This is a genomic window from Bradyrhizobium sp. Gha (assembly GCF_900113735.1).
Lineage (GTDB): Bacteria > Pseudomonadota > Alphaproteobacteria > Rhizobiales > Xanthobacteraceae > Bradyrhizobium.
This window is the reverse complement of the sequence record NZ_FOQM01000010.1, coordinates 34,876-59,079: the sequence shown is the minus strand read 5'-3', so window position 1 is coordinate 59,079 and position 24,204 is coordinate 34,876. Positions and strand designations below refer to the sequence as shown.

Below are 24,204 nucleotides of genomic sequence, written 5' to 3'. Positions count from 1 at the left end.
TATCGCCGTCGAGGCGGGCGAATGACCTCCATCGCCGCTGACCGACGGCCCCGCGGGCGGCGCTCGCGTCCCCTCCCCAACATGCGCGTTCGACCGAACGCGGATGTAAGATTGGCGCAACCTTCGGATCACCGGAGTGATTGCTACCGATTGTCCGCCCTTTCTGCGGCTTTGAGCGGATGCAATTCCGTAACCGCTTCTTCCAATGTGGTTACGACCTCCAGCAGCGAAATCATCAAGCACGTCGTCCGCCTCACGGTTTCATCGGCAACAGCGGCCGACGGATCGCTCTGCTTCCGGCCGCCCAGCAAGCGCCGTTGTCGAAAGTTGACCTGGCGGACGTTACTGGACATCTGTCCGACAGACGCCAGAGATCGCGTCGACTCTAGCAGCAGCTCGCCGACCATCCGGTCCATCACCGTGACAATGGCGGTCAAATCCTCAGCTGCACCAGCCAGAACGTACCCGCGGTTGCCCGGATTGGAGTCACGAGAAATCCGGCCGCTCGGGGCGCGCGTCCCGGCCTGCAATTCAGTAAGTCGGTCCAGCAACATGGCGAAGCGAGAGCGAGCCGCGCGCACGAGGGCTTCCAGGAAGGTTAGGTTGGTCCGCACCGGCGCCTACGGTTTAATCTGTGTGAAATACATCAATGCTGCCCAGGCAATGGGCGTATTGCCGAACTCTAAGCGGATCCGCCCGGTTGCGCTTGAACATCTTGAACCAAGGTTGAACAAATCGCGCCTGCGAGGAAATGCTGCGGCGGCATGGCCGCTCGCAGTCTGTAGCAATCGGCTCTGTAGGCGCATTGGGAGCGGACCGTGACCAATGCTAGCCGCTACGGAGATCGCTTTGCGAAGCTATTTCCCATGCTCCGGCAGCCGAACTCGGGAACTGTCAAATCGCTGGAGAAAGCTGCGTTTGCCGCCGTCTGGATAACGTATTCCGGGCCGGTTGGTGAGCCGACATTGCCATCCACTCCCGACGAGGCTTTTGGGCTTTGCATTCGGCTCCAGAATCAGAGAGGCGAGATATGGGTCGACGGCCGGCACATACGCAAGGGCGCCTTGAAAGACGAGACGACCATCTACGATCTACGATGCGAGACGATCATTCACTTTCATGATCCATTCGACTTCCTATAGCTCTATCTGCCGCACAATGCGCTGAGCAAGCTGGGGGCCGAGCTTGACCTTGGGCGCCTTCAATATGACGTCGTAGCCGGCGCGAATATTTCCGATCCAGTCGTGGCACATTTGGGGCGCTGCCTGCTGCCGGCTTTGCAGAGACCTCAAGAGGCCAACGAGCTGTTCGTCGGCTATGTTTCGATGGCTCTCAATACTCATTTCCTCCGCAATTATGCGATCAGCCGACCCGGCAAGCGCCCTTGCCGCAGCGGATTGGCGCCATGGCAGCTTCGGACCGCGAAGACACTCATCCGAACTAGTCTGGATGGCGAAATTTCTTTGGCACAGATCGCGGGCGAATGCGGCTTGTCAGCAGCCCACTTCGCGCGCGCTTTCAAGATTAGCGTTGGGGCACCGCCGCACCGATGGCTGATGAATCAACGCATCGAGGAAAGCAAGGCCCTACTGCTCGGGTCAACGCTGTCCCTGACGGAAATCGCGGTCAAATGCGGCTTCGCCGATCAGAGCCACTTCACGAGATCTTTCGCGGCGGCCGTTGGTGCCACGCCGGGCCGATGGCGGCTGATCCGAAAGGGCTAAAGCACGCCCAATATCCTGCGCGGTCGATTTCTCGCCCGGAAAGAGCGGCGCCCGACCGGCTCGCGCTTGATGGCCGGCGCCAATCATCATCACCGAATTCGAGTCCGCTCCGTCTCCGCGAAGGCCTACCTCACCATCCCCACCACCGCCGCGGCCATCTTCTTGTTGCCCTCGACGCTCAGATGACGGCCGTCGCGGCCGACATTGTCCGGCTGGCGCCAGATCGACATGTAGGTCCCCCAGACGTCGATGACCCGGATGCCCCGTGCCTTCAACTGGCTCTTGATGGCGGCGATGTTCTGCATGGCCTTGACCGGGCTCATATTGTGCCTGACGTCATTGGCCGGGTTGTCGCAGAGGATGACGAGCCTGGTCCCATCGGGGACGGCACTCGGCGTACGCGCCAGCGTCGCTTCGGTGGTCTCGCCCCAGACGCCGGCATTGGTGACGTGAACCTGGGACCCTCTCGCGCGCAGCAATCGCTCCAACACGGCCGGCCACATCTCGGACTCCGAGACGTTGCCGTGAACCGCACTATGGCCGAGGGCCACGATCTGCGCGGATGCTGGATGGATCGAGGCAACAACGAAGGCCTCAACGGCAAGGACGAAAATACGCAAGCTCAAACGTTTCATTGCCAGCTCCCCCCATTTCCTGGATCGGATCGATCGCGGCTAAACCAAATGCCAGGGTCCAGATCGGCGACCAATGTTCGCCATCGCCCCGCGTTTGGCAACATCCCGGGGCCGCGCGAAGCTGCGACGAAAGTACAGGAGCGCTAGAACAGCGCGCCCTACTCGCGCGCGCGACGAACCGCCTGCTCGAGCTTGATCCGCTGCTTGTCCCAACGCGCGTGTTCCGCCGCCGCACGTTCATCCAGCGCAGCGCGCTCGGCCTCGATCGCGTCCGCCCGGGCCTCGTGGTCCTGCCTTGCTTTGTCCAGCGCCGCCTGCGCGGAAGCGACCGCCTTGTCCCGGCGCGCGCGCGCCTTGGCGCGGGCGGACTCTTCCTTGCGGCGCGCGCTTTCGCGTCGCTGCTCTTCCCGGGCGAAGGCCGCGGCGGCCGCTCGCGCTTGTCGATCGTCGATCCCGGACTTCGCCGCACCCTTGGCCGGATTCTTGATCGGCCGCTTCTTTGATTTAAGCCTGGATTCAGACTTGGATTTCGGCTTGTCCTCGTCGCCGGCGAGATCGGTCGGCAATTCGGCGTGCTCGCTGAATGGGCCATCCGATCCTACCGGGCGCCTGAGCACGACACCGGGGGCCGCCATGGTCGCCGCGACGATGTCGGGGTCGTCGGTCTCCTTCGCGATGCCCTGATGAAACAGGTTGGACTTGGCGCCCCAGGCGTCCAGCGCCGCCTTCATCGAGGGTGCGGCGACCGCCTGGTCGTAGAAGCCGAGCGAGGTCCGATAGGTCTTCAGCTTTCTTGATGGCTTTCTTGGCATGTCGCCTTTTGCGGCTGGCCGCTCGCTACCACCAATACGGCCAGCGCCATCCCTCATAACGAATATAGGACGGCACCAGCGGCGGGCCGTAAGGATCGACGCGATCGTCTTCGGGGCGATAACGATAGCGCGGAACGACATTGTAATCCCACGGCGTCGGCCTCAGCACGGCCGCCGTGACGATGAGCCGTTCCTGTGGGGCGCGAATGACGACGGGCTTCCGCGCCCTCGCATCAGCACCTGATGACCCCAGCAGCACCAGGGAGGTTCCAAGCGCACAGGCGACAGTCATGATCTTCATGCGTTGATCTCCTTCGCGGGAAAGAGTGCGGGAGGACGCGCGGCAAGGCAAGCAAATTCAGCTTCAACTTTCTCGGATCATCCGCGCTGTTTGTGGGATAGTTGAGCGCACGCGAGACCCATCGACAGCCCGCGGAATGATTGGTTTTGGTTGCGCTCTGAAGCCGCCGTAACATCAGGATGACCTCATGACAGTTCTCCGCATCGCAGCCTTCTCCGACGGCAACATCGGCGGCAATCCCGCCGGCGTCTGGATCGGCGACGCCTTGCCCGATGCGGCGGCGATGCAGGCGATCGCGGCTGAGGTCGGCTTTTCCGAGACCGCCTTTGCCGCGCCGGCAGGCGGGTCCTGGCGCGTGCGTTATTTTTCGCCTGCCATGGAGGTGCCGTTCTGCGGCCACGCCACCATCGCGCTCGGCGCGGCTCTGGCGCACCGCTACGGCGATCGCAGCTTTGGGCTGCATCTGAACGATGCGGTCATTTCGGTATCGGGACGGCGCGACCGCGACACCATCGCGGCCGCGCTGCAATCGCCGCCGACGCGTAGCGCGCCGCTCGATGCCGGCTTGCGGGATGCGTTGCTCGACCTGTTCGGCTATGCGGCCTCCGATCTCGATCCCGGTCTCCCGCCCGCAAGAATCCACGGCGGGGCCGATCATGTCGTGCTGGCGCTGAAATCGCGCGATGCGCTCGCGCGCATGAGCTATGATTTCGATCGCGGCCGCGCGCTGATGCAACAAGCGGGCCTGGTCACCATCGCCCTGGTGACGGTGGAGACACCGCGCCTGTTCCACGTGCGCAATGCCTTTGCCGCCGGCGGCGTGGTCGAGGATCCCGCCACCGGTGCCGCCGCCGCGGCGTTCGCAGGCTATTTGCGCGACATCGGCTGGCCGCACGGCGGCGCCATCGACATCATCCAGGGCGAAGACATGGGCGCGCGCTCGCTGATCGGCGCCGAGATCGGCGCGGCCAAAGGTAGCTCGATCCTGATCTCGGGCACGGCACGGTTCATGGAATCGTGAGCCCGGGTTTTCCTTGCATTCCCCGGCTTGGCCCCTACGGTGCGCCGCGCAAGGACAGCTGCGAGACGAGACTCATCATGAACGACGCCACCAAATGCCCCGCGTGCCAGTCGGAGCACGCCTATCAGGACCGCGATCTCTGGATCTGCCCGGACTGCGGCCATGAATGGAGCCCCACGGCTGGCGGCACCGCGGAGGCGCCCGCGGATGCCGGCGTGCGCGACGCCCATGGCAATGCGCTCAGCGATGGCGACAGCGTCATCGTGATGAAGGACCTCAAGGTCAAGGGCTCCTCGTCGGTCGTGAAAGGCGGGACCAAGGTCCGCAACATCCGCCTGCAGGACGCGACCGACGGCCACAACATCGCCTGCAAGATCGACGGCATCGGCGCGATGAACCTGAAGTCGGAATTCGTGAAGAAGGCGTGACGCGGGCCGGCGGCTGAGGCCGGCCGCGACGCTCAGAAGAAGCCGGGGCTGAGATCGAGTCCATAGGTCAGGCTCAGCACGAATACGAACAGCGCGGCGGCTGCAAACAGCGCGAGGTGACGGATGACGAACTCACGCAGCGACGTGGCGGCGACAACAGCCTTTTGCACAACAGGCATGACGAACTCCATTATGAAAAAGATTTCTTGGCCGCCAATATGCGGCACCCGCATCAAGCGCCGCGATCTGCAAAACAACTATTAAAGAGATCACACTCGTTGCGAGCGCCGGTACGCAAATCGCGCGTGACCGCAGGTTTTTCTGCCGACGGATTCTCATTCCGCGCATCGATGCGCGACACTGGTGGTGCGTTATCTCAACGCACTGGCAAGTGATGGCAGCTTCGCGACAAGGTGGGTGCCGAGAGCGTCGATGACTTCAATGATCGCCAGCGCGATGCCCGCTGCCGCGCCGACTCTGCTGCTGGTCGTACCCCCATGGGGCGGGAACCAGTAGTTGCATTCCGGCAACACCGGCCTGGAAAAGCCGGTTTTGGGGCATTTGCACCATTGCACTGCCGCATCGTCCACCGAACAATTGACGTACCGCGTACTTGGCTGTGCAATCTGGTTCGTTGGCGAACCTTTGGAGGCAGGGATCATGAATGATCGGCGGTCTCTTCTTGTGGCGGTCTCGTGCCCGTCGGCCGTGATGGTCGGCTGGCTGGCGCTCTCCTTCTCCGCCTATGCCCCTGCGCTGATCGAGAATAGCGGCGCCAATGCAGCCGCGGTTTCCCGCGCCGAGGATCTCAGCCGCCTCGAGCTCGCTGATATCCCGCGCGCTGCGACGATCGACGATGGCATCGCGCTGACCGCCGATATCGCGGCCGCAGCCCCCACGACGCCGGGTGTGGTGACGGTTGAAGCGTCACCGCCCGAAGCGCCCGCCCCCACCGTCCAGATCGCCACGGCCGATCCTGCCGACATCGTGCCGGCGGGCCCAACGCCCGCTCAGATCGCGCCCGAACCTGCGCCTGCTGTCACGAGCGAAGCCGCTGAACCTGTGCCCGTCGCAAGCGAAGCCGCGGCTGAACCTGCCCAGGCGCCGGCGATCCAGCTCGCCTCCGCCGATCCCGGCGATGTCGTGCCACAAGACACGCTGTCACCCGCCGCGATCGCAAGCGGGCCTGTGGCCGAAAGCAAGCCGCCGCCCGCAGATACCGTGGCCGTGCTCGACGAATGCTTCGCCATGGATGCCTGCATCGACCGCTATCTCTGGGCGCTCTATCAGCGCACGCCAAAGGAAGATTCGATCAAGGTCGAAGACCGCCGCGCCGTCACCATCAGGCGCAAGGGCAAGATGGTCACGGTGATGCGCAGCTTCACGAAACTCGTCGACGAGGATTTTTCCTGGAAAGATCCGAAGGCGGCCGCACACGCCAATATGCCGCTGATGGAGTACGTGATCGGTGGCATGGACAAGAGCTTCAAGCAGAAGCTGTTTCACATGCTGCTTGCAGCGGAAGCCGCCGGCCTGTCGCCGGGCATCACCAGCGCGTTTCGCGACGACTACCGCCAGGAGATTGCAAGCGGCCTGAAGGCGGCCTCCAACCGCTCCTATCACGGCGGCAGTCTCCGCGGCGGCTATGGCCACGGCATGGCGGCCGACATCGTCAGCATCCAGGGCAACAACCGCGCGCAACGCTGGGCCTCAACGGAAGTGTTGTGGAAATGGGTCGATGCCAACGGCAAGGCGCTCGGCATCGGCCGGCCCTATCTCGGTCGCGATCCGCCGCATGTGGGTCCGATCGACGGCGCGGAATACATCTCGAAGCGCGGCGTTGCGACCGACCGTAGGGAAGCCGCCAATACCAAATCGAAAAGAGCGCGCACCGTGGCGAGCGCCAGGCCGCCGAAGGCCCAGGCCGCACGCGAGCAGAAGAGCCCGGCAAAATCGCAGAAGTCGGCACAGTCAGCCGGAAGGAAACGGACGACGTGATCCTGCTCTTATGGACCTGACGTCGGCAACGGCACGAGACGCATCTCGGCCGATCCCGACTGCTGGGTGCGAACGAGCACCGCGAAGATCGTCTCGACCGCGAGCCGCACCGACGCCTCGATCGCCGTGCCCTTGGCGAGGTGCGCCGCAATCAGGCCGGTGAGGAGATCACCGGTACCGTAGGGGCTGATCGGCACGCGCGGGGTCGCAAAACGCGACAATTGCCCGTCGGCGCACAAAATCGTCTCCACCTGTCCTGCCGGAGTGTCAAGCAGTGTGCAGCCGGTGGCGACAACGTCGATCCGGCGGTGTGCCGCAAGTGCAGCAGCTGCGCTCCGCAAGCCATTCGTGTCCGCGATCTTGGCGCCAGAGAGCAACTCCAGCTCGAACTGGTTCGGCGTGACCAAATGCGCTGAAGGCAATAGGCGATGCCGCAGCACGCCCAAAATGCCATCGGCGACATAGACGCGGCCGTCGTCACCGATGACGGGGTCGCAGAGATAGACGAGCTTCGCGTTTCGCGACAGCGCGCGTTCGACGAAGTCGGCGACGACGACAGCATTGTCGGGCGAGCCGACATAGCCGGTGACAAGCACCGCGGCCTCATCGACGAGGTTTCGCTCCTCGACACCCCTCAGCAGATCCGCGACCAGCTCAGCATCGAGCACGCGCCCGCGCAGGGTCGGATAACGCGGGTGGTTCGACAGCAGCGTCGTTGGCACGGCGGCGACGTTCACGCCCTCCGCCTGCATGGCGTAGGCCGCAGCGCTGTTACCGACATGGCCGTGGACCACCTGGCTTTGAATGGAGATGACGAGCATGCAGAGGTCCCTAAAAGCAATCGCGCCGCGGCGCAAGCGTAGAGCTTGGCCTGCCCCAACGCTACTGGCAGCAAACGCGGATGTCAGGAATGACGTCCGCGTCGCGCAAGCTCATCGAGATAGGCGCAGAACATGTCGGCCATCCCGTCGGCGTAACGCTTGATTTCCGCCTCGCTGCGCGGCGTCTCGGAGAACCGCTTTCCGACCTCGCCCAGCGTGCTCTTGATCAGCTCCCCGGCGAGCTCGCGTGTCGCCTCCAGGGCTTTTGGCAGCGCCTCCCGCATGAAGACCGCAACGACGCCCTCGCCCGCTGCGCGCGCCTCCTGCGCCTCGGGTGCATCACGGTAAAGCGGTGCGGCATCGCTGAGCGCACCACGGATCGCAGCCTCGTCGCATTCTGAGCGTATGAAGGCGTGGACCAGCGCGCGGAGTCGCTCCGGTGGCGGCTTCGTACGGTCGGCGAGAATGCCGCGCAAGAGCTCGCTCGTGCTCCGCCACTCGTCGCTTTGCAGACGAAACAGGATGGCCGCCTTGTTTGGAAAATATTGGTAGAGCGAGCCAACGCTCACCCCGGCCCGCTCAGCCACCCGCGCGGTGGTGAAACGCTGCGCGCCCTCCTTTGCCAGGACCTGAATAGCAGCGTCCAGAATGGCCGCCACCAGCTCATTGGAGCGGGCCTGTTGCGGCTGTTTTCGTGAGGAAATCGAACGACTTCGACGGTCGGCCATGGGACGCCCTGGGGAATGCGAATAGGAAATGCGACGAATTAGTCGTATTTCAATTCGCACGCAAGCACCCGCTTCGCCACAAACTCTGGAGACACCCAATGGCCACCCCAACCATCACATCGCTTGCGCCGCTGCTGGATCGCCTGTTCAGCCAGGCCGAAGCAGCAGACGGCGCCACGCAAGCCGCCGTCGCCGATTTGAGCGACGCCGACCGCGCAAGGATGATGCGAAGCAAGACCGACTACCGCGACCTCTACGCACGCCTGAAGGACGCACCGCTGGCCGTCTCGCGCGAGACCGGTCGGCTGCTCTACATGCTGGCGCGCAGCTCCCGAGCGAGGGCGATGGTCGAGTTCGGCACCTCATTCGGCATCTCGACCCTGCATTTGGCCGCAGGCTTGCGCGACAATGGCGGCGGCCGGCTCATCACCAGCGAGTTCGAACCATCCAAGGCGGCGCGGGCGCGCGAGAACCTCTCGGCCGGCGGACTGATCGATCTCGTCGAGATTCGCGAAGGCGATGCGCTGAAGACGTTGAGCACCGATCTGCCCGAACAGATCGGTCTCGTATTGCTGGATGGCGCCAAGGCGCTCTACCCTGAGATCCTCCATCTTGTCGAAGCCCGCCTGAAACCCGGCGCGATCATCGTCGCCGACAACGCCGGCTTCAGCCCGGACTATCTGGCGCGCGTGCGCGCACCTGACAGCGGCTACATGTCCACGCCGTTCGCAGAGGACGTCGAACTTTCCGTGCGGATCAATTAGGAGCGCATCGAAAGCTCTGTGACACCTCGGGCCATCGCGTGATTCATCGCGCGGTGGCCTGGCGTTCGCGCCCTCATCCGCCCACCGGTCCCATCCTGTCGCAGGCTCGTCACTCACAGGTGATACCTGCCTCGACAAAGCTGTGTCGCGCGTACTCAACATACCTAGCGAGCGGTATCTTTTGCGCCACTGTCGAGCCCGCCATGACGTCCACCCTCACCTCCTATGCAGCGCTTGCCCTCGCCATCGTGTTCGAGGTGACGGCGTCCGCCTTCCTGCAGCAATCCACGCAGTTCACACGGCCGTGGCCGACGCTGGCGATGGTGCTGTTCTATGTCGCCTCGTTCTACGCACTGTCGGTGGCGATCCGGGTCATTCCCTTGAGCATCGCCTATGCGATCTGGGGCGGCGTCGGCATCATCCTGACAGCCACCGTCGCCTTCGTGCTGTTCCGCCAGATGCTGGATGCCGCGGCCTTCGTCGGCATCGCCCTGATCGTCTCGGGGGTCGTCGTCATCAACCTGTTCTCGCAGACGACGGCGCATTGACGCCGGCGAACGCCAAGCTGCTCGAGCAGGTGCGGCGCGCATCGAAACGGATCCAAAATCGCGCGGCAATTCTGCGCGGGCCGACGTGAACGCGGTGTTCACCGGAAAAACCTTCGGCTTCGCCCCGCCGGGGGCGAGGCGGCATCGCGCCACGGACGCTGCGCCGGAGCTGCAGATCGTGCGTCTCGCCGCCGATGGCGCCTGGCTGTCCTTCGTCACGACCGGACACACGCGGATCAACGCCGATTTGCGCGCCGTGCACGACGGCCTGATCGAACAGACCTATCGGCGCGCCTAACGAGGTCCGGATCCGTGGCTATTGCCCCTGCACAGGTTTGGGCGGATGCGGCTTGGATCGGGACGACTTTGTGCCGGGCTTCGCCGCAGCAGCGGGAGGCGGCGTGTCGACCGACACCAGATAGGCTGCGAGTGCCTTGGCGGTGTCGGGGCCGGCCGAGTAATGGTCCTGCAGGAACCAGGACAGCGTCAGGCTGTAGCGCCCCTTCGCGAGCCCTCGTGGGCTGCGATGGCAGGCCATGCAACCGTCGGCGAAGAGCTTTTCAGGCGATTTCCCCGCGTCGAGATTTTGCGCGGAGGCAAGTGGCACCGTCAGCACGACGCTCGCTGCCGCCACGGTCCCAAGAATCACCAGAGGCGCGATGACCTCGCGCCCCGGTCGAAATAGCGATCTCAATGTCGTCCCCTACGCCGTCCTGCAATCACGCAGCCAGCAACTTATCGAATTCCGGGGGCTCGTAGGCCTTGCCGTCTTGATCGGTGATGACGACCCGCCAGCCTTCGCTCGCCCAAACCTTCGCCTTCGCCACGATGAGCAACCGGCTCTCGCGGGCAAAACTGTACTTCTCATTGTCGCGTTCTGCGACCATCTTGTAGGCCAATCGCATCCCCTTGCGCTACCCTGCGCCCCGCCTCCCCTGGTGGCAGCGGGCTTTGGCGGCAATTCGCCGGGAGCGTGGCAATTTGGTGCCATCCACGGCAGCCTTATGCACCTGCATGGTTCCGTCGAGCGAGAGAATCTGTCTACTATGCGCTATGCCACGCAGAGCAGCAGCCGAGCCCCGGTCCGTCGCCGCCGCGACGGAGCCGATAGGGCCCGCGATCCGCTCAGTGAACGCGGATGAGGTGTGGGCGGCCGAGATCGATCAAACCCTGCACCGCGGACAGACGGTCGTCCAGGGCAGCAATGGTAAGCAATAAATTGTTGCGGCGCTCGTCGAGCAGGCCCATCTCGGCGCCGGAAAGCTTGGTGCTCGCCCGCTCCTTGTGGATGCCATCGAGGGATTTACGCAAGCCGGCGATCAGGCCGGCCAGTTGCTTGACCTCCCTGGTCATCGAACGCTTCGCGACATTTTGGCGGCGCGAGTCCGCCTGGCTCTGTCTCATCTCATCCTCCCGTAGCCCCGCTGCCCCGAGTGGATGCTTACACCTTTGAGTATACATGTTACGATCGTTGAAATCTGCCCGCGAAGAACTTTCTTAAATTGTACGCGCACGGAACCTGCGCAACAAAAAGCCCGGCACGAAGGCCGGGCTTTTCAGGAATGCTAGTGCTTCTCGTGACCGCCGCCTCCACCGTGCGGGGCGGCGTTGATGTGCGGAGCGCCACCGCCGCCGCCGGGATGCGGCGCAGCAGGTGCAGCTGCACGCGGCGCCGGCATCTGCGCATGGGCGCTCATCGGCGGACCATGACTGACGTTCGGCTGGGCCATATGCGACATCGCGGGCCGGGCCGCCGGCGCAGCCGACATGTGCGGCGCTTCATGTGCACGCGCCATCGGCTGCGCACGCATTGCGGCCCGGGCAGCGGTCGGCTCGTGCATCATACGCGCCTGCGCATCACGGGGATTGCGTCCCTGCACGGCTGTTCGCTCATGCGCAATGCGCTCGCTTCGTCCGGCGCCGGCCCGGTCGGCCGTCACTGCAGCGTCGCGCTTCGTGATGGCTGCGTCATGCCGTGCCGTCGCGGCATCACGCCCGGAGATCGCGGCGGCGCCGTTAACGTTGCCCTTGCCCTGGACGCCTTCGCGGCCCAGCGCGACCGCAGCGTCACGCGTCGCCGCACGCCCGATACGAGCGGCGTGCGGGTCGAGCGTCATCCGCGTCGCGAAGCGCTCATGCGAGCTCCAGTAGTTATTCCAATAGGCGTGGCGGCGATACCAGGGACGGCCCTCGTAGTAGCTCGACCAATACGAGCTCAGCACGAACGGAACGACGGGCACGTCGATCTCGTCGGCATAGTCGGGCAGATAGACGTAGTGATTGCGGTAGAGATATTCGAGATATTGCGACGATACCCAGCCGCGGTCGTCGGAGAAGCTCACGTCACACCAGGCATCACCACGCAGGCAACCATGAATGTTGACGCGGGCGCCCTCAGGGACGCGATCGACCAGTGGAAAGCCCGCACCCGGGCCGGCGCGCAGGCCGGTCGAGACCGTCACGATACCGGGCGCAGCCAATGCGGCCGTCGGCGCGAGCAGCAATGCGGCAACTAAAGCGGTTCTCAATCTCATGGCGAAGTCCTCCTCTGAGAGGCGGAACGCGCAAGCGGAATAAAGCGTTCCGTGCGCAAGCGCCGTATCAGCCGAAAGATTGAGATGCGCGGCGTGCGCAGTTCAATATTCATCCGCCATTCATCGGCACGGCAAAGTGTCGGCTCACCCGCAGCATGAAGCCGTCAAAATATGCTGCGAGCGCAGCAAAATCGTCGAACGGCAACACCTGCGCGACGTATTGATCCGGCCGCACAACGACCAAGCAGCCCGTCTTCCGATCGATGCCCCGCATCGTGAAGACGTCGTGACCGCCCTTGAGGTCCGGACAGAACATTTTTTCGTAGTCGAGCAAGCCGTACCGGCCTTTTCGCGGCAACAGCAGGGCTGGCATCGCCCCGATCGCAAGCTCGTGATGGCCCTGTTGAAACACCGCACGCAGATCGATTACGGAATCGATGTCGGCACCTTCAGGCGTATATCGTTTCAGCGGTGAACCCCTGGCCTCGAGGAGGAAATTGCAGAGCGAGCGAACGGCGGAGCCAGCCGCGGTCGGATCTTCGGCACCGGCAAACGCATAAATGCGGAAGCGGCCGTCGGCCTTCCCCACGTGGCCAAGATGCACTGGCTTGGCATCGCCAAGCCGGATGACCGGCGCAGAATGGAAGCGCTTGCCGATGACAAAGCCTTTCGCCAGATGCTGATGCGAGCCCGCGCCGGTGAGGATTGACGGTGTGTAATGCGTCGCCGTGCCCGCGGTGTAGCGGCCGTGCCTGACGAAATAATCCTGGGTCTTCGCCGCATCAGCGCCCCCCGCTTTCGCTGCTGAAGCGAGAATCCCCGCCCATTCGCGATCGAAATCGATCAGTTCTTTCGCCACGGCCTGCCGCTCGGCCGAATAGGAATGCAGCAGGCCCGGCGCACACTGCTTGCGGAGAACTGCGGCGAGCTTCCAGCCGAGATTGAAGGCGTCCTGCATCGAGACGTTCATTCCCTGCCCTGCCTTGGGGCTGTGGGTATGGCAGGCATCGCCGGCGATGAAAATGCGCGGGTGGCGCGTCGCGATCTCGGCTTCCGGCACATCGTCGAACTTGTCGGTCAGGCGCTGGCCGATTTCGTAGACCGACCACCAGGCGATCTCCTTCACGTCGAGCGTATGCGGCTTCAGGATCCGTTGCGCTTTCGCTATCACGTCATCGGCCGTGATGTTGCGGTTGGCGACGCGCTCGCCGACATCGAGTTTTGCCAGCTCGACATAGAGCCGCACCATGTAGCCGCCTTCGCGCGGAATGATCAGCAGGCTGCCGTCCTTCGCCGACTGAATCAGCGCCTTGAAGCGGATATCAGGAAAGTCGGTCACCGCCAGCACGTCCATCACGCCCCAGGCGTGGTTGGCGGAATCGCCATGTAGCTCGCGGCCGATCGATTTGCGCACCGTACTGCGCGCGCCGTCGCAACCGACGACGTAGCGCGCCTTGATCGTCTCGACCCTGCCCTCATCGACGCGTTCGAGCCGGACCGTCACCGCATGATCGGCTGGCCCAGCGGCCGGATCGACCTCGAGATCCAGCAGACGCCGGCCATAATACGGCACGAGCTTGGCCTGTGATTTGCGCATGACGTCGAGAAAGCCGTCATGGATCCGTGCCTGGTTGAGAATGACGTGCGGAAACTCCGACAACCCGTCCTCGACGTCCTGCACCCGGCCGCTGCGAACGATCTTGTCCGGTGCCCGTTCGTCCGGCTTCCAGAACGTCGTCTCGTTCACCCAATAGGCTTCCTTCAGGACGCGCTCGCTGAAGCCGAAGGCATGAAACATCTCCATGGTTCGGCAGGCAATGCCATCGGCCTGGCCGACGGAGAGCCGGCCAGGCTTCTGCTCGACGATGCAGGTCTTGATGTCGCCGAATTGCGCGAGTTGAGCCGCCAGCGTCAGGCCCGCGGGCCCACAGCCGACGATGAGAACGTCAACCTCGTCAGGCACAGCTCCCGCAGCGCCCGCGCCTTGAACGCGCTCTGCGGGATCGGCGATTTCAGGGTCGCCCGGCTGAAATCCATTGAGATGGAATTGCATCAGCACCTCTCCCGTTGACGTCTTCTTGGATATTGGTCAGTATGCTGACTATCAGCATACTTGTCAATGTTCGTGCACCGCGCCCCGCCCCAAGGAGATTTTGGTGAAAGACAACAGCGACATGCCGGGACATCTGGCGCGCCGATTCCAACAGATCGCCGTCGCGGTGTTCCTGGCCGAGGTTGGCCAGGCCGGCTTCGACCTCACGCCGGTGCAGTACGCGGCGCTCGCGACCATCAAGGCCAATCCAGGGCTGGACCAGGTCACGCTCGCAGGATTGATCGCCTATGACCGCACGACCATCACCGGCGTGGTGGATCGCCTGGTGCAAAAAGGCCTCGCTGAGCGCCGCGCCTCGCGCCGCGACCGACGCGCCCGCGAGCTCGAGATCACTGACGAGGGCCGCCGCACGCTGCGCAGGATCACACCGGCCGTCGAATCCGCCCAACAGATCATGCTGCGCGGCCTCAGTGCCAAGGAAGCCGAAGAGCTGATGCGGCTCTTGCACAAGGCCATCGCCGCGGGCAACGAGCTCAGCCGCGCGCCCTTGCGCGAGATGTAAGTTGATTTGGGCCGAAGTGGATGCCGGTCCGCGTCAAGACAACGCGTCAAATAGTAGGCCGTACCCCGTATTTTCGTACGTATTTGTCGCAGCGCTTTCGAAACCAGGAACTAACCTTCAGCTGCTACGGTCGTCCTCAATTCTGCGCTTAACACACGATTAACTTTGCCGGCTTGGAGTTGGAGATGCTCAGGTTCGTCATTGCAGCCACAATCATCGCGCTGTCTGCCGGCCATGCGCTCGCGAATGGCCATGGCGGCGGCGAAGCCGCTCCTGCGCCGAAACCGGAGGCCACCACGGCGCCGGCGAAGGTGGTCCTGACCAAGCAGGGTCCCAAGCTCGTCGATCCCCGCGGGATGACGCTTTATTATTACGAGCGTGACACCACCGGCAAGACGTCGACCTGCAACGGCAAGTGCACCGAAAGCTGGGTGCCGCTCGCCGCCACAGCCGAAGCCAAAGCCATCGGCGACTTCACCGTGATCAACCGCGACGACGGCAGCAAGATGTGGGCGTATCGCTATCGTCCGCTCTACACCTCGTCGGCCGACAAGGCGCCGGGTGATGCCAACGGCAACGCCACGACGCTGCAATGGCGGATCGCTCAGCCCGACAATTAGGGCGCGAATGGCGCGCGACCATCGCCGCTCGACGGATGATGCCTCCAATGGCAACGAGCCATCGAGACATAGCGCGACCCGGTGCGCGGCGGCTGTGAAGCAATTCACCTTTGGCAGCTCAACAGCAGTCAGCTGCTCCGGCTCACTTGCCGTCCAATCTTGACGGAACTGGCTTGAACACCGGCAAATCAGGATTCACCTTCAGCGGCCTGACTTCTGCCGTCACCACCACCGGCCCCGTCGCAAACCAGAGCGCAGCGATTGCCGCCACCACCATGCCCGCGCCGAGCGCTGCGATGCTTTTCATCTGTCCATTCCATGTGTTCAGTTGCTGAGGATGACGCCGTGCTGGTGCCGCGACGGATGATCGGCGCCGACCAGTGCTTCGGGATCGGTTGCGATGACGGGTTCGGGCAGCGGCACCGGCTCGAGGCCAGCGAAGCGGCGATAGAGCGCGCCCATGACGGCGCCGCAGAATGCGGCGGGAACCGTCAGCACGGCGAGGAGCGGCGCCATGAACGCGAGCAGCAGCGCGCAGGCGAACGCCGCAGCGCCCCCGATCGCCGCATATTCCCACGCGCTACGGCGCCCCATTGCGCGGGCGACGTGGTGTAAGCAAAGCATGAAGATGGTTGCAGGAATGACCGAGATCACCAGCATCACCAGGAAAGTCTGCGCCGGGATCACCGCTGCGAAAATGTGCGCGGTGCTCTTGTCGGCAAAGCCGTTCATCAACAGCGGCAACAAGGTGTAAGGCAGCAGCGTCGCGAGCACCGCCGGCATCAGCGCCGCGATCGCGACGCCCGCCACCGAGGTGCGCACGCGGACCGGTCCGTCGAACACCAACGGCGGCGGTGTTTCTGCTGGATTGGCCGCTGGAGACGGGCCGGCTGCGCGCGCAACCGGGCTCAGGCCGGCGAACTGGCTATAGAGGAATCCGCCGATCATCCCCGCAATCGTCGGCAGCAAGCCGAACGTGACCACCGTGCCGTCGCCGGGCGCAGCAAGCTGGATGTGGTTGCGGATCGCGATGCCGTAACTTGCTGCTGCCATGACACCGCCCATCAGCGCATACGCGAACCGGCTCGACATCGTCCACTGCCGCAGCACGATGTGCCCGGCGAACAGGAAAGCCGCGTTGATGGCCATGCGGCCGCCATAGAGCGTCAGGATCAGGTCCGGGGCCGGCACGCCTTCGGGATCGGAGACGACCTGGCCGCCCGCGATGGCGAAGACCATCAGAACGGCTTCGACGATGGCCAGCGGAATCAGCGCAGCGAACAGCGCGCGCGGCGAAGTCTTGACGAGATACATGCGAGCAACCCCCTGCTCGCTGCACGCTAGAGGCGAAGCGTTACGGTCCGCGCAAGACAATGCCTAAATTGTGCGTAAAATTACCAGCAGCCCGCCATTGCCCCACGCATGCTCACCCGCGCCAGCTGGGCCCCGACTCGATCTGCGCGTTTTGTCCTGGTGGCAGCACCACGACGGTCGCGTTGAGCTTTACCCGATCGAACAGGTCGATCACGTCCTCGTTGCGCATTCGGATGCAACCGGACGAAATCGCCTGGCCGATATATTCGGGCTGGTTGGTGCCGTGGATGCGATAGAGCGTGTCCTTGTTGCCGACATAGAGATAGATGCCACGCGCGCCCAGCGGATTGGCGGGGCCGCCGGCAACGCGCGCCGGATATGGCCCGAGCCGCGCCTGGATTTCCGGGGTCGGCACCCAATCCGGCCACTCCGCCAAGCGGCCGACGCGCGCGACGCCCGAGAACGCCATCGCCTCCTCGCCGACCGCGACCCCGTAGCGGATCGCCTTGCCGTCGGGCAGAACGTAGTAGAGATAGCGAGCATCGGTATCGACGAGGATGGTACCCGGCAATTCCTTGCGCGGATAATCGACGATGTGACGGAGATATTGCTCGGGCACGTTCGCCTGGGCGTAAGGCACATGCGCCAGCAATTGCCGGTCTCGCGGCGTCATGCTCGCGTCGGTCGACGGCGACAGCGTCGCCTGCATGCATCCACCGAGCGCAAGCATGGCAACAGCGGGAATAGCGATCGAGAATCTTGGCACCGCCGGCCCCCATAGCGGATAGCAGCCCCCAGCAGTCGCAGAGATGCTGCCTAAATCGTGCTGAAAACAAGGCAGTGCGGAACACGTACCCGTGTTCGGCAAGGCTGGTTCCCTCACCACATCTGGCGGAAGACGGCCCCAGTGTCTCCATCGCCTCGCCTTGCTTTGGTCAAACGCGGCTGGACTCGTGGCGCCACGGGCTCGGGATGAGCTCACACAACAGATCGGCTCGCGCCAATGCGAACGACCAAGGGGTCAAAGGAGCTGCGATGCTCGCGACGTTGAACAGCCGCGAAATTGTCGATGAAATCGTGAAGGACACGATCAAGGACAACGATCCACACGATGCCGTGCAGATTTCGCCCGACATGGTGCTGGCCTCGCGCGCGAGCAGCGCTGTGCCGACGCTTGCACCCGAGTTCACGGCCCGTCATGAGCCCAAGGTAGATCTAAAGATAGATCCGAAGTTCACGCCGGAGCCCAGAATCAATCTTGAGCCGAAGATGACGCCGGCGCCGGAGCCACAAGCGGCGGCGCCCTCGGTCGACACAGCCGTACGCATGACCGCGTATGACGGTCACGGCCGACCGAGGCGATCGGCCGGCGGCAAATGGTTGCGCGGTGCGCTGGTCACGTTCCTGTTTGCAGGCGGCAGCGCGGCCGCTGCCATCGCCTGGGAGAGGCATGGCGATACCGCGACGCAGCTGCTCGCCGAATGGAAACCGTCCCTGGCATCGCTGCTGCCATCGAGATCGCCGACAGCAACGGTTGCAGCCGCGGAAGCCACGCCGCCCGCCGCCCAGGATCGACCTGCCGATCAGTCTGCGCCGGCGCCTACAGCAGAGACTGTCGCTGCCGCGCCCGCAGCTGCAGCAACACAGCCCGATACCGCGCCATCGGTCGAAGCGATGACGCGCGACATGGCTGCGATGGCGCAGCAGATCGAGCAGCTCAAGGCCAACATCGCCGAACTGAAGGCCGGTCAGGAGCAGATGGCCCGCGAGATGACGAAGCCGGCCCCAAAGCCGGTTGCTGAGGCGCGACCACCGGCCAATCCGGCCGCGCGCGTGCCTGCCATTCCGCCGCGCGCTGCGGCGCCACCGGTTCGCAAGCCGAAGCCGGTCGTGTCGCACACCTATATGCCGTCTTATGCGCCCCCGCCGCTGGCGCCTTCGGCGCCGCCGCCATCACAGGCCATTGCGACGCCGCCGCCGATCACGACGCAAGCGGTCGCCGATGATGACGGACCTGTGGTGCGTCCGCCCATGCCGGTGCACTAGAGCTGCATCGGGGGACTCGCGTCACGCTGACGAAAGCACAAGCTGTCCGGCTCGATATGATGATGTGAGTCCGTGCAACTACGGTGCTGTGTTGCTTGCGCCAAGAGAAAAGGCCGTCGGGATCTATGCCGCCGGCCTTCTCTTGCAGCTGCCGGTTCCCGGAGCCCGGTTCTGCTGCAATTCCATGGCTTATGATCACGCCGATATATTTAATTAAATCTTAATGCACGCGAACACTGCACATGATTTCTGCGCCATAAACGCAGAGATTGCCCGGTATGCTCATCGGCTAGATGTCGACTCAGTGTTATGATCCAGCATGTTTCGAAGACTTCCATGGAAGGCTTCATTGAGAACATGGAAGGCTTCATTGAGAATTTCGGTCGTCACACCGGAGAATTCGAATGCCCTATTACTCCTTCGATCTCGTGGTTGGTGAAGAGTTCAAGAACCAGGGCGGGATCATTCTCGAAGACATCGAGGTCGCCTCCGATCGCGCCGTGCAATTGGCCAGCGAGCTGTCGCAGGTGAAGCCTGAGCTGCAGCGGACGGGTTGCGCGGTGCGGGTCACCGACCGCGATCACAACGAGGTCTATCGCACGCCGCTCGATCCCGTTCCTTCCTGGCAGCGGTAGGACGCGCTTGGCGCATCGGCGGCGCGAACCAGTTCGTCCGCGACATCAGGCCCCCGCGGCCATTGCGGAGCGGCCCCCCGGACGCTAGCCTCCCCAAAAAAGAGGAGGACCCGGGGATGCGCTACCTCTTGCTGATGGCAGGCCTGTTGCTGATCGCAGCTCCCGCCCAGGCGGCTGATGACCACGCGCGCTCGAGCTATGTGACGATGGTCCTGCAGGCCTTTGCCGCCAAGGTCGAATGTCCGAACACGGACGTCGCTTACCAGGATCTGGTGCAGAAGGCGTACCAGATGCAGCTCCCCGACGGCACCACCGAGCAGGTGCGCAAGGCGATTGCCTGGATGCACACCGGCGGCAAGATGGGCGAGAAGCAGCCCGACGACCTCATGGCCGAGGTGGCCGTGGCAACCCAGATGACCGATCTCGACCAGCGCCGGCTCGGCATGAGCAATTGGTGCGAGAAGCAGAAGGCCAGCCTCGCCGGCCTGATCCGCAGCAAGGGCTAGGCACTTTTCCCGCCGTTAAGCACGCCGCGACGGAACCGCCGTCCCGGCCCATAATCGTCACATTCCTGGCCAGCATGCGGGGCGTTTTCAAACGGGAGAACCCCATGCGGATCACTCATCTCGTCTTCGCCGGCGCGCTCACGGCGAGCGCCGTGCTGGCGGCGCCAGCGCTGGCGAAGAATGTCAATGCCCAGAAGGGCGAGGACAAGGCGGCCTCGTCGTCCTGCAGCGCCTACCAGCAGGCCGCCGACGGATCCTGGGAGCAGCTTCCCTGCAAGGAGACCGGCGAGCGCGCGCAGTCGCAGACGCAGCACAAGCCAGCTACGGCAGGCACCGATCAGGGCGAGCGCTAAACCGGGCGGCGACCGCGCCTAACTTTGGGCCGGTCCGCGCATGATCTTCATGGCGTCCGCGATGTGACGCCATTCCTTGGCTTCATCGGCGTCGCCGCGCCCTTCGCAGGCCTGGGCCTGTTCGGCAGCCTTGGCGATCGCGGCAAAACCATGTTGTTCCAGCATCTGCCGGGCGACGGTGTGAACCTGGAGCTCGGACATCATGGGCGCTCTCCCGTCTGACGAAACCGCGGAGCCTCGGCCCCGCGGATACCCACAACGATTTCATGGCAGCTCCCGTTCCGCACCTCGCCGATCACATCGTCCCGCCTGGGATCTTGAATCGCCCAAACGATGAAGGCGGCCCGCCATGCCCGGCGGACCGCCTCTTCACCCACCCCAAATCCGCGGCCGCGTCCCCTACGCGACCGCGGCTTTCTTGCGCTCGAAATCGTTGGGCACCTCGATGTCCACCTCGAGCGTCGAGACCTCGTCACCGCGCTCGAGCCGCACGATCACCTTGGTTGGATCCAGCGTCACGTGCCTGGACACCACGGCGAGAATTTCCTCACGCAGCACGCCGAGCAGATCGGGCTGGCCGCGCATGCCGCGTTCATGGGCCAACAGGATCTGCAACCGTTCGCGAGCGACGGGTGCGGAGGCCTTGTTGCCGCGAAGAAGCCGGAGCAGACCCATGCTCATGCAGCCCTCCGTCGCAGCAGGCGATCCATGAAGCCCTTGCGCTCGGTCGGCACCTGCATCGGCACGGTGTCGCCGCACAGCCGCCGCGCGGCGTCGATATAGGCCCGCGCCGGCGCGCCATCCGCGTTCGACAGCGTCACCGGCGTGCCGACATTGGAGGCCTTCAGCACGTCCTGGCTCTCGGGGATGATGCCGAGCAAGGGCGTTGCGAGGATCTCCAGGATGTCGTCGATGGTCAGCATCTCGCCGCGCGCGGCGCGCGAGGGATCGTAGCGGGTGATGAGAATGTGCTTTGCGACCCGCTCGCCCTTTTCGGCCCGCACGGTCTTGGAATCGAGCATGCCGATGATGCGGTCGGAGTCGCGCACCGAGGACACTTCCGGATTGGTGACGATCACCGCCTCGTCCGCAAAGCGCATTGCCATGGAGGCACCGCGCTCGATGCCGGCCGGGCTGTCGCAGATCACCCAGTCGAACCTGCTGCGCAGGTCGGCGATGACCTTGCCCACGCCCTCTTCCGTCAGCGCGTCCTTGTCGCGGGTTTGCGAGGCCGGCAGCAGCCACAGATTCTCCAGCCGCTTGTCGCGGATCAGCGCCTGCGGCAGCTTGGCCACGCCCTGCACCACGTTGATGAGATCGAACACCACGCGGCGTTCGGCGCCCATCACGAGGTCGAGGTTGCGCAAGCCGACGTCGAAATCCACGACGACGACCTTGTCGCCGCGTTGCGCCAGCGCAGCGCCCAGCGCGGCAGTCGTCGTGGTCTTGCCGACGCCGCCCTTTCCTGATGTTACGACCAGTACCTTGGCCATCTCAAATATCTCCTTCTGGTCAGTTCAGCGCAGTAATTCGCATGGTGCTGCCTTCGAGCCAGGCCTGCGCAGGCCGGCCACGCAGGGCTTCGTCGATATCGTCGGCAGTCTGATAAAATCCATCGATTGCAAGCAGTTCGGCTTCGATCTTCTGACAATAGATGCGCGCGCTCGCGTGACCGTTCACGCCTGCCATGGCGCGACCGCGGAGTGCGCCATAGATGTGGATGGAGCCGCCGGCGACGACCTCCGCCCCGGACCCGACCGAGCCGAGAATGGTGACGTCGCCTTCAGGGAAGATGATGGTCTGGCCGGAGCGCACCGGGCTGTCGAGCAGCAGCGAGGTCGGCTTGGTCTCGGCTTTCGCCTCAGCCTTCTTCGGCACGGTCGGCTCGATCACGCAACTGCGCCCACCCGAGAGCAGTGGCGGCATCGACGGCGTCAGCCGCGCCTCCTCCACACCCTCGATACCGAGAACGCGAATGTTGCGATCCCCGAGGCTGGTCAGCAGATGATTGATGCCGGACTGGCTGAGATCGACCGAGGACAGGTCGATGACCACGGGCCTGCCGGCGAAGAAGCCCGGCGAGCGCGCAATGGTGGCGTCGATCTCCAGCAGCCAGTCCTGGATCGGAACGGTCGGGACGAACACGAAGGCCACGTAGGAGCGCCCGCGGAGGCGCACCATCTGGCGTTGAGGTTTTGCTAGGGCCTCCATGGCGGCCGACTCGTTCCCCGTTATTGAATGGTTAACGATGCGACCGATATGGTTAATGCCCGGTTAATTTTTCCGCCGGGTTACGTGGTTCGGATCATCGCGCTCAGGCGCGTCCTACAAGGGCAGCGGCCTGACCAGCGATGCCGCCAATTTTGCTTGCGTCGATCCCGGCTTCATCCGCATCGGCAGCCAGGACTTCCACGACGATGAGACGGCATGGCCCGAGGCATCGAGAGTCGCTGGTGCCCGCCTAGAGCAGCTTCGCGCTCACGAACAGCGCGCGTACCGCGTTGGTCGCCTGAACCGCAAGCATGGCATTGCTGGCAGCGCCTTCCAGCGCATGGACGGCATCGTCATGCAGCGAGCGAAATTCCATCCACTCGACCGATTTGAAGTTGGTGAGGAATTGATAGGCCTGGCCAACGGTCGCAATCGCCAGGGTGTCACCGTTCAGCTTGATCTTGAACGTCGTGCGCAGCGGGGTCTCGGAGCTTGATGGGTCACTCATGGGCTGCTTCTGAAGGACAACGGCTTAACGAAGGGAAAACGGCAGCCCCGCCGCAGCAGGCTAGGGGTCAGACATCGACTATCAGGAATCGGTGCTGGCGCGCTGCGAAGCGGTCTTCGATCCGCTCAGGCTCGGCACCACGACCAGACGATTGAACTCGCCATTGTCGTAAGCCTTGAGGAAGCGATCATAGTCCTTGATCGAGACGCAGCCGTTGGAATCGCCACGCGGCCCGAGCATGTAGGTGTGGGTGAGCAGGCCGACGCGACCGAGCGCGCTGGTACCGTCAGTCGGTGTCATCCGGAGCGCCCGAACGCCGTGGAACAGTTTTTCGCGCGGCTTGAGATCGTAGGTCGCCGGCGGAGTGGCACCGACCATGCGCTGGTCGACATGATCGGGATCGTCCATCAGCGCGCCCATGCCCGAATGGGCCTCGATCGTGACGCCGCTCGGCAAATAGAGCGCCTTGGCCTTGATGTCATAGACCGCCGTCCGCGAATCGTAGCCGAGCGCGGCAAGATCCGGCGCCTTGCCGAACAGGCCGCTATCTGGCGTCAGCGAAGCCAGCCTGATCTTGTCGGTGAATTTTTCGAAGAAGTTGCGGTTATCGACCTTGGGATTGGTGTCGGCATAGGCCTGGCTCGAGGCGATCTGGGCGGAGAAGTCCGCCTGCACGGGCCGCGAGCGCGGCATCGGGACGGCGTCGGCGCGTTGCGAGGGCCTGGTCGGTTCTTCGGTCGCAGGCTGCTGGTCGTTCTCGGCCAGTATCGAACGCCAGTCGTCGCCCTGAAGCTTCTGGGCGAGCATCGCCTTGGCATCGCGCAGCTTGAGCTGGACCGCATTCAGGGCGGAGCGCTCCATCGTCCGCAGCCCGAGCTCGCGCGCGGGCGGGTTGGCGGACAGCGACGCGAAACGATCGTCGAACGACGGGGAAATGGCCGGCGGCAATGCAGCTGTGACCAGCGGGGTGGAATCGCCAATGTCCGCGACCCACGCGGCGGCGCCGAGCGCCAGCGCGATGGCACCCATCGACAGCAATATTGTCTCGGCGCGCCCAACACGGCGGCGCGACAACAGCCTCT

Annotated in this window: 36 protein-coding genes; 14 read left to right on the top strand and 22 right to left on the bottom strand. The window is 64.0% G+C overall.

Going from position 1 to position 24,204, the window contains the following annotated elements:
• Nucleotides 1-143: 143 nt before the first annotated feature.
• Nucleotides 144-581: a hypothetical protein gene (locus BM222_RS15215; RefSeq protein ID WP_143105968.1), complete on the bottom strand. Its 438-nt coding sequence runs from the start codon at nt 579-581 to the stop codon at nt 144-146.
• Between the two features lie 237 nt (nt 582-818).
• On the opposite strand from BM222_RS15215, the gene BM222_RS15210 reads away from it, so the two are divergent.
• Nucleotides 819-1,142 carry a hypothetical protein gene (locus tag BM222_RS15210; RefSeq protein ID WP_143105967.1) on the top strand — a complete coding sequence of 108 codons (324 nt, stop codon included), beginning with the start codon at nt 819-821 and terminating at the stop codon, nt 1,140-1,142.
• A gap of 102 nt (nt 1,143-1,244) precedes the next feature.
• On the top strand, nt 1,245-1,724 hold the full coding sequence (locus BM222_RS15205) for a helix-turn-helix transcriptional regulator (protein WP_143105966.1): 480 nt from the start codon (nt 1,245-1,247) through the stop codon (nt 1,722-1,724).
• A 125-nt stretch (nt 1,725-1,849) separates the two neighbouring features.
• Here the strand turns inward: BM222_RS15205 and BM222_RS15200 are convergent, their stop codons facing one another.
• From BM222_RS15200 to BM222_RS15190, 3 genes are all read right to left on the bottom strand, one after another.
• Entirely contained in the window at nt 1,850-2,359 is a 510-nt protein-coding gene (locus BM222_RS15200; protein WP_092229040.1) for a GDSL-type esterase/lipase family protein, read from the bottom strand.
• 158 nt (nt 2,360-2,517) lie between these two features.
• Nucleotides 2,518-3,171, bottom strand: a complete 654-nt coding sequence (locus BM222_RS15195; protein WP_092229039.1) for a cell envelope biogenesis protein TolA — start codon at nt 3,169-3,171, stop codon at nt 2,518-2,520.
• A 25-nt stretch (nt 3,172-3,196) separates the two neighbouring features.
• Nucleotides 3,197-3,472, bottom strand: coding sequence for a hypothetical protein (locus BM222_RS15190; RefSeq protein WP_092229038.1), 276 nt, complete (start codon nt 3,470-3,472; stop codon nt 3,197-3,199).
• A gap of 187 nt (nt 3,473-3,659) precedes the next feature.
• On the opposite strand from BM222_RS15190, the gene BM222_RS15185 reads away from it, so the two are divergent.
• Complete coding sequence (locus tag BM222_RS15185) at nt 3,660-4,493, top strand: PhzF family phenazine biosynthesis protein (protein ID WP_092229037.1); 834 nt, start codon at nt 3,660-3,662, stop codon at nt 4,491-4,493.
• 77 nt (nt 4,494-4,570) lie between these two features.
• Entirely contained in the window at nt 4,571-4,921 is a 351-nt protein-coding gene (locus BM222_RS15180) for a zinc ribbon domain-containing protein YjdM (RefSeq protein ID WP_092229142.1), read from the top strand.
• 32 nt (nt 4,922-4,953) lie between these two features.
• On the opposite strand, the gene BM222_RS41080 is transcribed toward BM222_RS15180, so the two are convergent.
• Complete coding sequence (locus BM222_RS41080) at nt 4,954-5,100, bottom strand: hypothetical protein (protein ID WP_177243237.1); 147 nt, start codon at nt 5,098-5,100, stop codon at nt 4,954-4,956.
• 192 nt (nt 5,101-5,292) lie between these two features.
• Entirely contained in the window at nt 5,293-5,583 is a 291-nt protein-coding gene (locus BM222_RS42100) for a hypothetical protein (protein ID WP_244547139.1), read from the bottom strand.
• Between BM222_RS42100 and BM222_RS15165 the strand changes: the two genes are divergently transcribed.
• Nucleotides 5,582-6,919: a hypothetical protein gene (locus BM222_RS15165; RefSeq protein ID WP_092229034.1), complete on the top strand. Its 1,338-nt coding sequence runs from the start codon at nt 5,582-5,584 to the stop codon at nt 6,917-6,919. The two genes, BM222_RS42100 and BM222_RS15165, sit on opposite strands and share 2 nt — an antisense overlap.
• An 8-nt stretch (nt 6,920-6,927) precedes the next feature.
• Here the strand turns inward: BM222_RS15165 and pdxY are convergent, their stop codons facing one another.
• Together pdxY and BM222_RS15155 are read right to left on the bottom strand one after the other, a co-directional pair.
• Entirely contained in the window at nt 6,928-7,740 is an 813-nt protein-coding gene (gene pdxY / locus BM222_RS15160) for a pyridoxal kinase (RefSeq protein ID WP_092229033.1), read from the bottom strand.
• A gap of 83 nt (nt 7,741-7,823) precedes the next feature.
• Entirely contained in the window at nt 7,824-8,468 is a 645-nt protein-coding gene (locus tag BM222_RS15155) for a TetR/AcrR family transcriptional regulator (RefSeq protein WP_092229032.1), read from the bottom strand.
• Nucleotides 8,469-8,566: 98 nt separating this feature from the next.
• Between BM222_RS15155 and BM222_RS15150 the strand changes: the two genes are divergently transcribed.
• From BM222_RS15150 to BM222_RS15140, 3 genes are all read left to right on the top strand, one after another.
• Entirely contained in the window at nt 8,567-9,232 is a 666-nt protein-coding gene (locus tag BM222_RS15150) for an O-methyltransferase (protein WP_092229031.1), read from the top strand.
• Between the two features lie 203 nt (nt 9,233-9,435).
• The gene (locus tag BM222_RS15145) at nt 9,436-9,780 is read left to right on the top strand and encodes a DMT family transporter (RefSeq protein ID WP_092229030.1); all 345 of its coding nucleotides are present in this window, start codon (nt 9,436-9,438) and stop codon (nt 9,778-9,780) included.
• A gap of 85 nt (nt 9,781-9,865) precedes the next feature.
• Complete coding sequence (locus BM222_RS15140) at nt 9,866-10,078, top strand: hypothetical protein (RefSeq protein ID WP_244547138.1); 213 nt, start codon at nt 9,866-9,868, stop codon at nt 10,076-10,078.
• An 18-nt stretch (nt 10,079-10,096) separates the two neighbouring features.
• On the opposite strand, the gene BM222_RS15135 is transcribed toward BM222_RS15140, so the two are convergent.
• From BM222_RS15135 to BM222_RS15115, 5 genes are all read right to left on the bottom strand, one after another.
• Nucleotides 10,097-10,474: a hypothetical protein gene (locus BM222_RS15135; protein ID WP_177243236.1), complete on the bottom strand. Its 378-nt coding sequence runs from the start codon at nt 10,472-10,474 to the stop codon at nt 10,097-10,099.
• 25 nt (nt 10,475-10,499) lie between these two features.
• Nucleotides 10,500-10,685 (bottom strand): hypothetical protein, encoded by a 186-nt coding sequence (locus tag BM222_RS15130; RefSeq protein WP_092229029.1) that lies wholly within the window; start codon nt 10,683-10,685, stop codon nt 10,500-10,502.
• A gap of 220 nt (nt 10,686-10,905) precedes the next feature.
• Nucleotides 10,906-11,184 carry a hypothetical protein gene (locus BM222_RS15125; RefSeq protein WP_177243235.1) on the bottom strand — a complete coding sequence of 93 codons (279 nt, stop codon included), beginning with the start codon at nt 11,182-11,184 and terminating at the stop codon, nt 10,906-10,908.
• Between the two features lie 161 nt (nt 11,185-11,345).
• The gene (locus BM222_RS15120; RefSeq protein WP_092229027.1) at nt 11,346-12,314 is read right to left on the bottom strand and encodes an SH3 domain-containing protein; all 969 of its coding nucleotides are present in this window, start codon (nt 12,312-12,314) and stop codon (nt 11,346-11,348) included.
• Between the two features lie 109 nt (nt 12,315-12,423).
• On the bottom strand, nt 12,424-14,367 hold the full coding sequence (locus BM222_RS15115; RefSeq protein WP_177243234.1) for an FAD-binding monooxygenase: 1,944 nt from the start codon (nt 14,365-14,367) through the stop codon (nt 12,424-12,426).
• Nucleotides 14,368-14,470: 103 nt separating this feature from the next.
• Here BM222_RS15115 and BM222_RS15110 point away from each other — a divergent pair, with 103 nt between their 5' ends.
• Nucleotides 14,471-14,929, top strand: a complete 459-nt coding sequence (locus BM222_RS15110; RefSeq protein ID WP_092229025.1) for a MarR family winged helix-turn-helix transcriptional regulator — start codon at nt 14,471-14,473, stop codon at nt 14,927-14,929.
• Nucleotides 14,930-15,114: 185 nt separating this feature from the next.
• Nucleotides 15,115-15,549 carry a COG4315 family predicted lipoprotein gene (locus BM222_RS15105; protein ID WP_092229024.1) on the top strand — a complete coding sequence of 145 codons (435 nt, stop codon included), beginning with the start codon at nt 15,115-15,117 and terminating at the stop codon, nt 15,547-15,549.
• Nucleotides 15,550-15,691: 142 nt separating this feature from the next.
• On the opposite strand, the gene BM222_RS41075 is transcribed toward BM222_RS15105, so the two are convergent.
• From BM222_RS41075 to BM222_RS15095, 3 genes are all read right to left on the bottom strand, one after another.
• Nucleotides 15,692-15,856: a hypothetical protein gene (locus tag BM222_RS41075; protein ID WP_177243233.1), complete on the bottom strand. Its 165-nt coding sequence runs from the start codon at nt 15,854-15,856 to the stop codon at nt 15,692-15,694.
• A 17-nt stretch (nt 15,857-15,873) separates the two neighbouring features.
• The gene (locus tag BM222_RS15100; RefSeq protein ID WP_092229023.1) at nt 15,874-16,863 is read right to left on the bottom strand and encodes a hypothetical protein; all 990 of its coding nucleotides are present in this window, start codon (nt 16,861-16,863) and stop codon (nt 15,874-15,876) included.
• 112 nt (nt 16,864-16,975) lie between these two features.
• A complete protein-coding gene (locus BM222_RS15095; protein ID WP_177243242.1) occupies nt 16,976-17,593 on the bottom strand; it encodes a L,D-transpeptidase in 618 nt (205 codons plus the stop codon).
• Nucleotides 17,594-17,898: 305 nt separating this feature from the next.
• Between BM222_RS15095 and BM222_RS15090 the strand changes: the two genes are divergently transcribed.
• The 4 genes from BM222_RS15090 (at nt 17,899) to BM222_RS15075 (ending at nt 20,403) form a co-directional block, all read left to right on the top strand.
• Complete coding sequence (locus BM222_RS15090) at nt 17,899-18,909, top strand: hypothetical protein (protein ID WP_092229021.1); 1,011 nt, start codon at nt 17,899-17,901, stop codon at nt 18,907-18,909.
• A 404-nt stretch (nt 18,910-19,313) separates the two neighbouring features.
• On the top strand, nt 19,314-19,544 hold the full coding sequence (locus tag BM222_RS15085; protein WP_092229020.1) for a DUF6894 family protein: 231 nt from the start codon (nt 19,314-19,316) through the stop codon (nt 19,542-19,544).
• 116 nt (nt 19,545-19,660) lie between these two features.
• A complete protein-coding gene (locus BM222_RS15080) occupies nt 19,661-20,050 on the top strand; it encodes a hypothetical protein (RefSeq protein ID WP_092229019.1) in 390 nt (129 codons plus the stop codon).
• Nucleotides 20,051-20,154: 104 nt separating this feature from the next.
• Nucleotides 20,155-20,403: a hypothetical protein gene (locus BM222_RS15075; RefSeq protein WP_092229018.1), complete on the top strand. Its 249-nt coding sequence runs from the start codon at nt 20,155-20,157 to the stop codon at nt 20,401-20,403.
• Nucleotides 20,404-20,421: 18 nt separating this feature from the next.
• On the opposite strand, the gene BM222_RS15070 is transcribed toward BM222_RS15075, so the two are convergent.
• From BM222_RS15070 to BM222_RS15045, 6 genes are all read right to left on the bottom strand, one after another.
• Nucleotides 20,422-20,607 (bottom strand): hypothetical protein, encoded by a 186-nt coding sequence (locus BM222_RS15070; protein WP_092229017.1) that lies wholly within the window; start codon nt 20,605-20,607, stop codon nt 20,422-20,424.
• Nucleotides 20,608-20,802: 195 nt separating this feature from the next.
• On the bottom strand, nt 20,803-21,084 hold the full coding sequence (gene minE, locus BM222_RS15065) for a cell division topological specificity factor MinE (protein ID WP_008144923.1): 282 nt from the start codon (nt 21,082-21,084) through the stop codon (nt 20,803-20,805).
• Nucleotides 21,081-21,896 carry a septum site-determining protein MinD gene (minD, locus tag BM222_RS15060; RefSeq protein WP_092229016.1) on the bottom strand — a complete coding sequence of 272 codons (816 nt, stop codon included), beginning with the start codon at nt 21,894-21,896 and terminating at the stop codon, nt 21,081-21,083. Before minD ends, minE begins: the two co-directional genes overlap by 4 nt.
• 19 nt (nt 21,897-21,915) lie before the next feature.
• A complete protein-coding gene (gene minC, locus BM222_RS15055) occupies nt 21,916-22,614 on the bottom strand; it encodes a septum site-determining protein MinC (protein ID WP_092229015.1) in 699 nt (232 codons plus the stop codon).
• 250 nt (nt 22,615-22,864) lie between these two features.
• Nucleotides 22,865-23,122 carry a hypothetical protein gene (locus BM222_RS15050; protein ID WP_092229014.1) on the bottom strand — a complete coding sequence of 86 codons (258 nt, stop codon included), beginning with the start codon at nt 23,120-23,122 and terminating at the stop codon, nt 22,865-22,867.
• Nucleotides 23,123-23,203: 81 nt separating this feature from the next.
• Nucleotides 23,204-24,160 carry a DUF2778 domain-containing protein gene (locus tag BM222_RS15045; RefSeq protein ID WP_244547143.1) on the bottom strand — a complete coding sequence of 319 codons (957 nt, stop codon included), beginning with the start codon at nt 24,158-24,160 and terminating at the stop codon, nt 23,204-23,206.
• Nucleotides 24,161-24,204: the final 44 nt, after the last annotated feature.